Here is a 12,713-nt window from a genome sequence, read left to right as displayed (position 1 = left end):
GTGTTGGGGTCTCTCCAGGCCGGCGGCCGAGGGGAACGAGTGCGGCGGCGCTGCGTGTTGAGACGACGACGCGGCGGATGCGCGTGCCGGGCAAGCGTCACCAGAGTGATCCCCGCGGCCGACCCGAACGACGGGGCCGCGCGGGTTCAGTACCGGACCGTGATACGGCGTTCGGGGCCATTCACCCGCACCGTGCCGCCGTACGGGATGACCTGTTGCGGATCGGTGTGCCCCAGATCCACGTCGAACACCGCCATGGTGTCCGGGGCGTACTCCTCCAGCGCCCGAAGAACCGCCGCGCGCTGCTCCCGCCGGTAGGTGTCGCGTTGGTCGTCGGTGCGTGGGTCGAAGACCCGGGTGGTCTTGGCGCGGCCCATGAGCAGGGCGGGGAACTGGCGCAGCAGGCCGCGTTCGCCCATGTTCCGCAGGATGCGGTAGACGTCGCTGGGCCGGATCAGTTCCTCGGAGGTCTCCAGGAAGAGGATCTGGCCGGCGTACTCCTCGACCGGGCGGATGGTCCGGTCGGCCATCAGGAGCCAGGACACGATCTCCAGGCAGCCGCCCCAGCTCGTGCCCTCCACCACCTGGTCGGGGCGGTGCCAGTGCCAGCCCTCGCAGGGCTCGAGCAGGGGCTCCTGCTCGAAGGACGCCGGATCGTCCCAGGGGCGGGTCACATCGCCGTACGAACGGGATTCCGTCAGTTCGTAGTCACCGGAGGAGAAGAGCGCGGCGTGCAGCGAGTCCCTGGTGGTCGGGTGCATGGCCTGTGGCCTGCCGAACTCCACCATGACGGTGCCACCGTGCCAGCCGACGACGCCAGCCGAAGCGCTGAGCCAGGACAGCAGGTTGGTGCAGTCGCTGTATCCGAAGAACGGCTTGGGATCGGCCCGGATGATCTCCTCGTCCAGCCACGGCAGCAGCGTGATCTGGTCGTCCCCGCCGATGCTGGCGATCACCGCCCGGACGCTCGGGTCGGCGAACGCGGCGTGCAGGTCGGCCGCTCGCTCCGCTGGCGTGCTGTGCAGCTTCCGGGTGCCCGGGTACTCCACCGGCTCCAGCGCGAACTCCTCACGGAGCCGGCGCAGACCCAGTTCGTACGGCATGGGCAGGAGCTCGGGCAGGCCGCCGGAGGGGGACACGACGGCGATCCGGTCGCCGGGGCGTGGCTTGGGCGGGTAACCGGGTGTGCCTGGCGACATGACTGGATTGTACGGAGCACCGGTCCGGGCGGCAGGTGATTATCCTCCGAGGAGGCCACTACCGCGACGGCGGTACGCCGCCGCCGACGTGCCCTCGCTCGTCCGCGGTCAGCGGGACAGGGCGTCGCGTACGGCCTCGTCGGTGCGGGCCACCACGGCCGAACCGTCGTCCGCGGTGATGATCGGCCGCTGGATCAGCTTCGGGTGCCGGGCCAGTGCCGTGATCCAGCGGGTGCGGTGCTGCGGCTCACGGGGCCAGTCCTTGAGGCCCAGCTCCTTGGCCTCGGTCTCCTGGGTACGGACGATCTCCCAGGGCTCCAGGCCGAGTCGGTCCAGCACCGCCCGCAACTCCTCCTCCGAGGGAGGGTCGTCGAGGTACCGGCGCACCGTGTACTCGCTGCCCTCCTCGTCCAGCAGACGGGTGGCGGCACGGCACTTCGAGCATGCGGGATTGACCCAGATCTCCATGTCCACAGCCTATCCGGGATCGCGGATCCGGCCCGTCCGGATCGCTTCCCGTAGTACGACGCAGCGCTCAGTCGCCCCGCACGGTCCCGGGCAGGCCGAACCTCTCGAAGAGGCTCAGCTCGAAGAACGCCACCACGTGCGAGACGCGCGCGCCGGCGAGGGCGAGCACCATGAGATTGAACGGCCGGAAGACGCCGTCCTCTCCGCGGGCGTACGTCGCGAACGCCGGCTGGCCGTTCATCGCCGTCGGCAGCAGCCGCAGGTCTCCGGGAGCGACCGGGCACCAGGTGGATATGAGCCTGCCGATGTCCTCCGGCCCCTGATACCAGCTGGTGAACGGCGGCATCTCCCAGACGGCGTCCTGAGTGAACAGCTCGACGATGGCCTGGATGTCCTTGTCCTGGAAGGCGGTGACGTACCGCTCCAGCAGCGCGCGCTGCTCGGCGGTCACCGGCTCGGCCACGCCCTCTTCGGTGGCCCGCGCGCTGCCCAGTTGCGCCCGGGCGCGCTGCAGGGCGCTGTTCACGGAGGCGGTCGAGGTGTTCATGAGCTCCGCGACCTCGGCCGCCCGCCACTTCAGCACGTCACGCAGCAGGAGCACGGCCCGCTGTCTGGGCGGCAGGTGCTGGAGCACGGCGATGAAGGCGAGCCGCACGCTCTCCCGTGAGGTGACGATGGCTGCCGGGTCGGCGCCGTCCGCGCCCACCATGGCGTCCGGCACGGGCTCCAGCCAGGGGACCTCCGACTGCTCGAGGTCCTCGGCGGGGTCCGCGCTGGGGGCTCCCAGTCCCGTCGGCAGCGGTCGCTTGCCGCGGCTCTCCAGGGCGTCCAGGCAGGTGTTGGTGGCGATGCGGTGCAGCCAGGTACGCATGGAGGAGCGGCCCTCGAACTTGTCGTACGCCCGCCAGGCACGCAGATACGTCTCCTGCACCAGGTCCTCTGCGTCGTGCACCGAGCCCAGCATGCGATAGCAGTGCGCCAGCAGCTCGCGCCGAAACGGGTCGGCCAGCCGCGGGAAGTCCTCGCTGACCTGGGTGTCTGTCATGCTGTCGCCCTTCTCGCCAGGAGCAGTCGGAGTGGCTGCCTTCGTACTCCTCATGCTTGCAGCCGGGTCTGACAAAACGGGTGACCAGCGAAGACGGGCGTACACCGGTCGGTTCCGGTGTACGCCCGCCCGTTCCCGTGCGTGGGGTGTCAGGAGCCGCGCAGCCAGTCGAGCGTGAAGCGGGAGAAGTAGATGCCGCCGTCGTTACCACGCTCGTAGAGGTTGCCGACCGAGCCGTCGTCGAGCACCGCCATCGTGGAGTAGCCGGCCTCGCCGGTGCGCAGCAGTGCCGAGTCCGGGTAGCTCCTCCCGTCGTCCTCGCTCAGGCGTACGGTCAGGTCCTCGCGTGCGCTCGTGCTCGCCGGATTGCTGAACAGCGCGGTGCCCGTGCGACGGGGCGCCTTCGTCGACGGGTCCACGCCCTCCGCGTCGGGCTGGAGGTAGGAGATCTCGTCGGCGTTGACCTTCGGGTCGATCAACGAGCTCGCCCACGGCTCGCTGAACTCGCTACTGCCGTCCTTGGACTCGGCGTAGTACCGCTTGGACTCGGTGTCGGAGCGCATGTTCTGCTCGATGTCGCCGTTGCCGCGCTCGATGGCCTTGTGCTCGTTGAAGCCCGACCCGGCGGTCGAACCGGTCTTCCAGGTCTTGCCGTTGTCGTCGCTGTAGATGTTGACCGCGTTGCCGCCGGCGTCGCTCCGATAGACCAGCGGCTGGATCAACCGGCCGCCGCTCGTCTGGATGCCGTGCCCGGAGGAGGCGAAGAGGCCCTTCCACTTCGGGTCCTTCACGTCCGGGTTGAGGTCGCGGGGCTCGCTCCAGGAGGCGCCGTTGTCGTCACTGGTGACGTACTTGACGTGGATGCTCTTCGGATCGTCCTTGTCGTTCGACCCGGAGCCCTCCTCCGGCGTCCAGTAACCCACTCCCTCCTTCGCCTCGTTGTAGAAGAGGAACACCCGGTTCGTCTGCCGGTCGACCAGCAGGCTGCTGTCGGCGGTGCCGATCGAGTTGTTCTCGCCGTGCGCGGCGATGGTGGGGTCGCTCCAGGTCTTTCCCTGGTCGGTGCTGCGGCGCAGCCCGATCTGGATGTTGTTGTCGCCGCCCAGGTCGCCGGAACTCTCCACCCGCGCGTCGGTGGCGGCGAGCACGGTGCCGTTGTTCGTGACGGCCATGGAGGGGATACGAACCGACTTGGCGGTGCCGGTGTACTCCTGGCCGTTCTCGTCGACGAGGCCCTTGAACCGGGTCTTGGTGCTGAACAGTTCGGTGGTGTTCATGCCGGGCTGGTTCGCGCCGAGCCCGCAACCGAGCTCGCCGGACTCGGACTTGCTGAAGCCACTGTCGGTGGTGGCCTTGATGGTGTACGCGCTTCCCTGGTCCCGGGTCCACTCCAGTGTGGTGGCGTCCCCGGCGGCGAGGGTACGCGACGCCGTGGTGCCGTCCTCCGGCCCGGCCACCTTGAAGGTGTGCTCGGCGTCGGACCGGTTCGACAGGATGACTTGGAGCTTGCCGTTCGTGCAGTCCGCGCTCACCCGGGCGGACAGGCCACGGGTGTCGGCCTGCGCCGTCGAGGTCAGGGCGGTCACCACGACCGCGACCGTCGCGCCACCGCCCAGCCAGGCGTGGACTCTTTTTCGGGTCATGAAGCTCACAGGACTACACGCTCCTTGGGCGGCCCCGGCCGCCAAGAGGGACACGGACGGAAGACGTCAGACGTCTTATGGGTCAGGAACGATAAGAAGCCCCTGACCACCGGTCAAGGGTCTGGACAGCCTGAGGTGTTGAATCCGTGTGTGTCCCCGCGATCTCGGGTGCGGGGGTGCGGGGGTGCGGGTGCGGACGTGGTGTCGGCACTCCCGGCGCTCCCGGCTCCGGAGCGCGGGCCGTCTCGGGGTCCCCACGGTCCGTACGCCCGCGTGCGAGGCGAACTCGCGCGGCGTACGGACCGTGGGCGCAGGGCGTGCTCAGCTCTCGGATGTCTCCCGGCGAGCGGCGGCTATCCGGCGGCGCACCGGCGCGTAGTGGTCCGTGATGGCGGCGAGGTAGCCCTCGCGGTCCCGCTCGGCGAGCGCCGTCACGATCCGGTGGTGGGCCGCGAGGGTGGCCGCCTCGTCCTCGGCCGTGATCATGTTCAGATGGGGGGCGACGATCGAGTACACGTCCCAGAAGGCGCGGGAGAGTTGACCGATCAGCTCGTTGCCCATCGGCTCCACGAGCAGGGTGTGGAAGGCGCGGTCGGCGGACACGAGGCGGTTAGTGCCCTTCTCGGTCTGCTCGTGCATCTCCTCCACGAGCAGGTCCAGCCCGGTGAGGTACTCCGGGTCGAAGTCCTCGGTCATCCGCTCGACCATGCCGCGCTCGAAGAGTTCGCGGGCGTCCACCAGGTCGGACAGCACCTGGAAGTCGTCCTTGGGGCTGAGCAGTCCGCGGAAGGTGAGGCTCTCCACCAGCGCGGAGAGGCTGAGCCGACCGACGAACGTGCCGTGGCCGTGGCGCACTTCGACGATGTCCAGTGCGTGCAGCTTCTTGACCGCCTCGCGCACGCTGGATCGGCTGGCGCCCAGCGCCTCGCAGAGCGCGCTCTCCGTGGGCAGGGAGTCTCCTGGTCGCAGTCTGTTCTGCAGGATGTACTGCTTGATGCCTTCGGTCACTTCCTCGCGCAGTGGTGATCGACCGCCGCGGATTTCCGGCATGGATTGGTTCCCCACCTCTTGACCCTTCTCCCTGCGAGAGCTACGTTCACACGCTATCAAGCATCAGACATCTGACGTCTGAACTCTCTCGTAAACTGCTGCGGACCCCGTCTTGGAGGATCAGTGTCGGACTGTACGACTCGCGGAGTCGACCGCCGTAGCCTACTGCGCGGGGTCGGCGCCCTCGGTGCCGTCACCACCCTCACCGGCGGGCTCGCGGCGTGCGGCGGGCCCGCCTCGACCGCTGGTGGCGCGGGCAGGGGCGCCAGCGCCATCGAGGCGGGCATCTCGTACGCCCTCTCCACCGGATTCGACCCGATGCTCGCCTCCGGCGCCACCCCGGTCGCCGCGAACATGCACATCTTCGAAGGACTCGTCGACCTCGACCCGGTCGACATGACCTCGCGTCCGGCACTGGCCACCGACATGCCTCGACGGGTGGACGCCACCACCTACCGGGCGACCCTGCGGAAGGGAGCCACCTTCCACGACGGGTCGCCGGTGACCTCCGAGGACGTGGTGTTCAGCTTCGAACGCATCCTGGACCCGGCGAGCGCCTCGCTGTTCGCGCAGTTCCTGCCGTTCATCGACGAGGTGCGCTCGGTCGACGAGCGGACGGTGGAGTTCAGTCTCGGCTACGAGTTCCCCCTCTTCCCGTCCCGGATATGTGTCGCCAAGATCGTCCCGAAGAAGCTCGTGGAAGCGGACTCCAAGGGCTTCGACGCGAAACCGGTCGGCTCCGGACCGTACCGGCTTACGCGCGCGCTTCGTCAGGACAAGATCGTCATGACGAAGTACGAGGACTACAACGGACCACACCCGGCCCGGGCCGACAACCTGGTCTGGCGGCTGATGGTCGACCCGTCCGCGCGGGTGAGCGCCATGTACTCCGGACGCATCCAGGCCATCGAGGACGTGCCGTACGTCGACGTCAAGGGGCTGGGGAAGAAGGCCGAGATCGAATCGGTCTCGACCTTCGGCCTGCTCTTCATGATGTTCAACTGCGCTCGCCAGCCCTTCGACGACAAGCGGGTCCGGCAGGCTCTGCACTACGCCCTGGACACCGAGAAGGTCATCGGCACGGCGCTGCTCGGCAACGGCAACGCGGCCACCGGCTACCTCCAGGAAGCGCACGCCGACTACCACCGTGCCGCCACCGTCTACCGGCACGACCCGGACCGGGCCCGCGAACTACTCGCCGAGGCCGGCGTGGAGAACCTCCGGATCGAGATCCTGACCACCGACACCGGCTGGGTCAAGGACAGCGCCCCGGTGATCAAGGAGAGCCTGGACGCGGTCGGACTGCGTACCACCCTGAACATCGCGCAGTCCGCCGCGCAGTACTCGAAGGTCGACAAGGGCGACTACGACGTGCTGATCGCGCCCGGTGACCCGTCCGTCTTCGGGAACGACGTCGACCTGCTGCTCCGCTGGTACTACGAGGGCGTGTGGCCCGAGAAGCGGTTCCGCTGGAAGGACTCGCCGCAGGACCGGAAGGTGCGGTCGCTGCTCGACGAGGCCGCCCGGTCCGACGAGGAGAAGCACCGGAGGAAGCTCTGGGCACAGGTGACCGACCTGATCGCAGACGAGGTGCCCCTCTATCCGATCCTCCACCGCGAACTACCCACCGCCTGGGACGACGAGGCACTGGACGGCTTCCAGCCGCTGCCCATGACCGGACTGTCCTTCCTGGGCGTGGGTCGCGCCTGACCGGACCGTACCGCCCACCACTCACAAGGAAACTCACGATGGTCGCATTCCTCCGGCTCGCGCTGCGTCGTATCGCGATGCTGCCGGTGATGGTCCTCGGGATCGCTCTGCTGGTCTTCCTGGTCATGCAGTTCTCGCCGGTCGATCCGGCGTACAACGCCCTCGGTGACAGCGCCAGCCCGGAAGCCCGGGCCGCGTTCGAGGAGGAGCAGGGACTCAACGATCCGCTGCCGATGCGGTACGTCGCGTTCGTCGCGGACCTCCTCAAGGGGGATCTCGGCATGACGCTGCCGCCGGGTCAGCCGGTCACCGACCGGATCGTCACCGCGCTTCCCCTCACCATCCAACTGACCCTGCTGGCCCTGAGCCTCGGGTTGGTGCTCGCGCTGGTCCTCGGTATCGCCGGTGCCGTCTACCGGGACCGCTGGCCGGACCAGCTGACCCGGCTGTTGTCGATGGCCGGCGTCGCCATCCCGCCGTTCTGGCTGGGGGTGCTGCTGATCCAGCAGTTCTCCCTCAACATCGATCTGCTGCCCACCGGCGGCTACACCAACCCGGCGGACTCGTTCTCCGACTGGCTGAAGTCCATGGCGCTGCCCGCCGTCTCCCTCGCCATCCCGCTGGCGACCTCCCTGGCGCGGCTGATCCGTACGTCCATGGTCGCCGAGCTGGACCGCGACTACGTACGCACCGCGCGCGGCAACGGCCTGCCCGAGTCACTGGTCATCCGCTCCGTCCTGCGCAACTCCCTGATCACGCCGCTGACGGTGTTGGGCGTGCGGGTCGGCTACCTCCTCAGCGGCGCAGTGGTCATCGAGGCGATCTTCGATCTGCCCGGCATGGGGAAGCTCATCCTCGAAGGCGTCACCGGCAGTGACACCGGTCTCGTCCAGGGCACGGTGATCACCATCGCTCTCACCTTCCTGGCCGTCAATGTCGTCGTCGACCTGCTCTGCCTGCTGGTCAACCCCCGTATCAGGACGGTGTGAGATGTTCACTGGCCGCCTCAGCCTGACCCGGAAGCTGTCCCGCCCCGGTGTCCGCCTCCGCTCCCTGCCCCCCTCCTCCCGCGTCGCGCTCGGCGTGCTGCTGCTCATCGTGTTGGGCGCGGTGTTCGCGCCGCTGCTGGCACAGGACCCGCTGCGTACGGGAGAGCCGGTGGTGGGGCCCGGCAGCGAGCACCTGTTCGGCACCGACCGGCTCGGCCGCGACGTGTTCTCCCGTGTCCTGCACGGTGCCCGCTACTCGCTGGTGATCGGTCTCGGCGCCACCGCCGTCGCGGTCGCGCTGGGCGCGGTGCTGGGCTCACTCGCCGCCACCTCCCGCAAGTGGGCCGACGAGACGGTGATGCGCTCCCTCGACGTCGTGATGTCCTTCCCGCCGATCGCGCTCGCGGCGGTGCTGGTCGCGGTGTTCGGCACCAGCGTCCCCGTGCTCGTCTGCACCATCGCGGTGGTCTACGTGCCCTCGCTGTCCCGTGTCGTACGGGCCAACGTGCTGGCGCAGTACGGCGAGGACTACGTCGCCGCGGAACAGGTCATCGGCGCTCGCCGCGGCCACATCATCGCCCGCCACGTCGCTGTCAACTGCGCCGCGCCGGTGCTGGTCTTCGCGACCGTGCTGGTCGCAGAGGCGATCATCTTCGAGGCCGGACTGTCGTTCATCGGCGCCGGCGTGCAGGACCCCGACCCGAGTTGGGGCAGCGTGCTGTCGTACGGCCGGCAGATCCTGCTGGCCGGCGGCTGGTGGGCCTCCGTCTTCCCCGGGCTGGCGCTGCTGATCACGGTGCTGGCGCTGAACGTGCTCTCCGAGGGCATGTCCGACGCCTCCGCCTCCCCCGGCGGCACCGGCGCCGAGATCGCCGGCACCGTCGAGACCGCCGGTACCGCCACCGACAACACCGCCGCCCAGCAGCCCCCGCTCGCCAAGACCACCGCGCCCGCCCGGACGGACGTGGACGAGGCACTGGGTCAACTCGCCGAGCGCGTACGCGACAGCTCGCCACGGGTGCCCCCCGTGTCCGCTGAGGCGTCCGAACTCCTCACCGTCCGCGACCTGAGCATCCGTTTCCCCGACCGGTACGGCGACGTGCCTGTCGTGGACGGCGTGTCCTTCTCCGTACGCGAAGGCGAGACCCTCGGCCTGGTGGGCGAGTCGGGCTGTGGCAAGAGCATCACCAGCCTCGCCTTGATGGGCCTGCTCGCCGAGAACGCCGAGGTGCGCGGCAGCGTCCGCTACGACGGGAAGGATCTGCTCACGCTCAGCTCCCAGGAACGCCGCAAGCTGCTCGGGCCGCAGATCGCGATGGTCTACCAGGACGCCCTGTCCTCCCTGAACCCCTCGGTACTCATCGGCCGCCAACTCGGCCAACTCACCTCCAGGGGCGGCGACAAGTCCCCGGCCGAACTGCTGGAACTGGTCGGTCTCGCCCCGGATCGGATTCTGCGCAGCTATCCGCACGAGCTGTCCGGCGGCCAGCGGCAGCGCGTACTGATCGCCATGGCGCTCTCCCGCAACCCGCGGTTGCTGATCGCCGACGAGCCGACCACCGCGCTGGACGTCACCGTGCAGGCCCAGATCGTGGAACTGCTGACCCGACTGCGTGACGAACTCGGCTTCGCCATGGTGCTGGTCTCGCACGACCTGGCGCTCGTCGGGGATCTCGCACACCGGGTCGCGGTGATGTACGCCGGTCAGATATCCGAGACCGGCGGCACCCGTTCGGTCCTCACCGACCCGGCACACCACTACAGCCGCGGGCTGCTCGGCTCCGTGGTGTCGCTGGAGACCGGCGCGGGGCGACTGCACCAGATACCGGGCATCGTCCCACCGCCCCAACACTTCGGCACGGGCTGCCGCTTCGCCTCTCGCTGCCCCGCGGCCACCGAACTCTGCCGTACGACCCCGCCCGAGCACGGCGAACGCGACGCGGGACACAGCTTCGCCTGCCACCACCCGGCGGTTTCCGCCCCGTTGGAGAAGAGCGCCCGATGATCCGGCTGGACCAGGTACACGTACGCCATCGCATCCGCGGCACCGGGTTCTTCCGGCACGCCGCCGTGCACGCGCTGACCGCGGCCTCCCTGGAGGTGCGTCGGGGCGAGATCCTCGGCCTGGTGGGCGAGTCGGGCTGCGGCAAGTCCACGCTGGCCCGGATGCTGACCGGGCTGCAGCGGCCGACCGAGGGCTCGGTCAGCTTCCGCGGCGAGGACCTGTGGAACATGCCGCGGGCGCGTCGCCGCGTCGAGTTCGGCTCCTCGGTCGGCGTGGTCTTCCAGGACCCGTCGACGGCGCTCAATCCCCGGATGCCCGTCGGCCGTATCCTGCGCGACCCGCTCGACGTACACCGTCGTGGCACCGAAGCGGAACGAACCGCGCGGGTCGAGGAGTTGCTCGACCTCGTCGGCCTTCCCCCGCACACCGCGCGCTCACTGCCCGGACGGCTCTCCGGCGGCCAGCGACAGCGAGTGGCCATCGCACGCGCGCTCGCCCTGGAACCGCAGCTGATCGTCGCGGACGAGCCGACCAGCGCGCTGGACGTGTCCGTCCGCGCACAGGTCCTCAACCTGCTCGTCGAGCTGCGGGAACGACTCGACCTCGGGATGGTGTTCATCTCGCACGACATCCAGACCGTGCGCTATCTCGCAGACCGGCTCGCGGTGCTCTACCTCGGCCGCGTCGTCGAGGAGGGGCCGGCGGCCAGGGTGACCGCCGCGCCCGCGCACCCGTACACCCAGGCGCTGCTCTCGGCCACCCCCAGCCTGCTGGAGAAGACCGAACGCATCATCCTCACGGGGCCCGTGCCCTCCGCGACGAATCCGCCGAGCGGCTGTCCCTTCCGTACGCGCTGCTGGAAGGCGGACGAGGAGTGCGCCACCGTGTTCCCCGCCGCGAGCCTCGGGGCCGATGGCGGCGAGGGCGACGGACAGGGTGACGGGGAGCACCGCTGGCACTGCGTCCATCCGGAGAACGGCGCCGAGCAGGCGCCGGCCGGAGGGGGACGGGCGCGTACCGAGGTGTCCTCGGCCGGGAGCACGCCGTCCCCGGCGAGCGAGTCCGGGCACGGCCCGGAGACCCCGGAGACCGCCGAGACCCCAGAGACCCCCGAGAACCCAGAAACCGAAACACCGGACACGTCCGCAAGGAGCACACAGTGAGCCCCCGCAACCCTTCCTTCTCCGGGGTCATTCCGCCGGTCGTCACCCCGCTGACCACCGACGGCGAACTCGACACCAAGTCTCTGGAGAGACTGGTCGGATTCCTGCTCGAGGGCGGTGTGACCGGCCTGTTCGCGCTGGGCAGCTCCGGCGAGATGGCCTACCTCACGCCCCGTCAGCAGGACGCCGTCATCGACGTCATCGTGGGCGCCGCGGGCGGCCAGGTGCCGGTACTGGTCGGCGCGATCGAGCCGACCACCAACCGGGTCATCGAGCGGGCCGAGATGGCCGCCAAACGTGGTGCGGACGCCATCGTCACCACCGCGCCGTTCTACGCCCGCACGCACGAGAGCGAGATCGAACGGCACTTCCGTACCGTCGCGAGCGCCGTGCCGCTGCCGCTGCTCGCCTACGACATCCCGGTGTGCGTGCACAGCAAGCTCGCGGTGGACCAACTGCTCAGCCTCGCGGCCGATGGCGTACTCGCCGGCGTCAAGGACTCCAGCGGGGACGATGTCAGCTTCCGCAGGCTGGCGCTCGCGGGGGCGGAGGTGCCCCGCTTCGCGCTGCTCACCGGCCACGAGGCGGTGGTGGACGCGATGCTGCTGGGCGGCGCGGACGGCTCCGTGCCCGGCCTCGGCAACGTCGACCCGCACGGGTACGCCCGGCTGGACGCCGCCGCCCGGGCCGGCGACTGGCGGACCGCCCGGACCGAACAGGACCGGCTGGCCCGGCTGTTCGACATCGTGCTGGCCGCCGACACCGCCACGGCGTCCGGCACCGCCGCCGGCCTCGGCTCCTTCAAGACGGCGCTGATGCTACGCGGCATCATCGACACCCAGGTCGTCAGCCCGCCCATGCGGCCACTGGACGAGCGGGAGACCGAGACGGTCCGCGCGCACCTCGTACGGGCGGGCCTGCTGTGACCCGTGCCGAACAGGGCGGCGGCAGCGGTGGGGGCGCGGGCAGCACTGGTTCGGTCGTCGGCGTGGACCTCGGCGGTACCAAGATCGCCGCCGGCCTGGTCGGTACGGACGGCCGGATTCGGCACTCCGTCAGTGCCCCCACACCGGCGCTCCAGGGGCCCGGCGCGGTGCTGGACGCGGTCGCCTCCGCGGTGGCCGAGCTGACGGGGGATGACGTACGGGCCGTCGGGGTGGGCGGTGCCGGAGCCATCGACGCTCGTACGGGCACGGTGCTCTCCGCCACGGACGCGCTGCCGGGCTGGACGGGCACCCGGCTGACCGCCGAACTGCGCCAGCGGACCGGACTCCCGGTCGCCGTCGACAACGACGTACGCGCGCACGCTCTCGGCGAGGCGTGGCAGGGTGGCGCGGCCGGCCGCAGTCCGGTGCTGTTCCTCGCCGTGGGCACCGGCGTCGGGGCGGCGCTGCTGGTCGACGGCGCACCACAGCGCGGCGCCCGGTCCGTCGCCGGCCAC

11 protein-coding genes are annotated in these 12,713 nt (G+C 70.0%); 6 read left to right on the top strand and 5 right to left on the bottom strand.

From position 1 onward, the window contains the following. Nucleotides 1-146: 146 nt before the first annotated feature. From AN216_RS16100 to AN216_RS16080, 5 genes are all read right to left on the bottom strand, one after another. Nucleotides 147-1,199 (bottom strand): S66 family peptidase, encoded by a 1,053-nt coding sequence (locus AN216_RS16100; RefSeq protein ID WP_070197385.1) that lies wholly within the window; start codon nt 1,197-1,199, stop codon nt 147-149. 108 nt (nt 1,200-1,307) lie between these two features. Beyond that, nucleotides 1,308-1,667, bottom strand: coding sequence for an arsenate reductase family protein (locus AN216_RS16095; protein WP_070197423.1), 360 nt, complete (start codon nt 1,665-1,667; stop codon nt 1,308-1,310). Between the two features lie 67 nt (nt 1,668-1,734). Then, entirely contained in the window at nt 1,735-2,712 is a 978-nt protein-coding gene (locus AN216_RS16090) for a sigma-70 family RNA polymerase sigma factor (protein ID WP_070197384.1), read from the bottom strand. A gap of 149 nt (nt 2,713-2,861) precedes the next feature. Continuing rightward, entirely contained in the window at nt 2,862-4,355 is a 1,494-nt protein-coding gene (locus AN216_RS16085) for a sialidase family protein (protein ID WP_139140939.1), read from the bottom strand. Nucleotides 4,356-4,676: 321 nt separating this feature from the next. Further along, nucleotides 4,677-5,405 carry a FadR/GntR family transcriptional regulator gene (locus AN216_RS16080; RefSeq protein ID WP_070197382.1) on the bottom strand — a complete coding sequence of 243 codons (729 nt, stop codon included), beginning with the start codon at nt 5,403-5,405 and terminating at the stop codon, nt 4,677-4,679. A 123-nt stretch (nt 5,406-5,528) separates the two neighbouring features. On the opposite strand from AN216_RS16080, the gene AN216_RS16075 reads away from it, so the two are divergent. The 6 genes from AN216_RS16075 to AN216_RS16050 all read left to right on the top strand — a co-directional run. After that, nucleotides 5,529-7,115 (top strand): ABC transporter substrate-binding protein, encoded by a 1,587-nt coding sequence (locus AN216_RS16075; protein ID WP_070197381.1) that lies wholly within the window; start codon nt 5,529-5,531, stop codon nt 7,113-7,115. A 38-nt stretch (nt 7,116-7,153) separates the two neighbouring features. After that, nucleotides 7,154-8,104 (top strand): ABC transporter permease, encoded by a 951-nt coding sequence (locus tag AN216_RS16070; protein WP_070197380.1) that lies wholly within the window; start codon nt 7,154-7,156, stop codon nt 8,102-8,104. Between the two features lies 1 nt (nt 8,105). Next, nucleotides 8,106-10,109: a dipeptide/oligopeptide/nickel ABC transporter permease/ATP-binding protein gene (locus AN216_RS16065; RefSeq protein ID WP_070197379.1), complete on the top strand. Its 2,004-nt coding sequence runs from the start codon at nt 8,106-8,108 to the stop codon at nt 10,107-10,109. Then, nucleotides 10,106-11,272, top strand: coding sequence for an ABC transporter ATP-binding protein (locus tag AN216_RS16060; RefSeq protein ID WP_079166649.1), 1,167 nt, complete (start codon nt 10,106-10,108; stop codon nt 11,270-11,272). The genes AN216_RS16065 and AN216_RS16060 overlap by 4 nt, the downstream gene beginning before the upstream one ends. After that, entirely contained in the window at nt 11,269-12,198 is a 930-nt protein-coding gene (locus tag AN216_RS16055; protein WP_070197378.1) for a dihydrodipicolinate synthase family protein, read from the top strand. The genes AN216_RS16060 and AN216_RS16055 overlap by 4 nt, the downstream gene beginning before the upstream one ends. Continuing rightward, on the top strand, nt 12,195-12,713 hold a 519-nt coding region (locus tag AN216_RS16050; protein ID WP_244502491.1), incomplete at its 3' end, for an ROK family protein. The genes AN216_RS16055 and AN216_RS16050, both read left to right, overlap by 4 nt.

Origin of the sequence: Streptomyces oceani (genome assembly GCF_001751245.1) — a bacterium.
Classification (GTDB): domain Bacteria; phylum Actinomycetota; class Actinomycetes; order Streptomycetales; family Streptomycetaceae; genus Streptomyces; species Streptomyces oceani.
The sequence above is the reverse complement of the archived record's forward strand: the minus strand, read 5'-3'. Positions and strand labels throughout refer to the sequence as shown.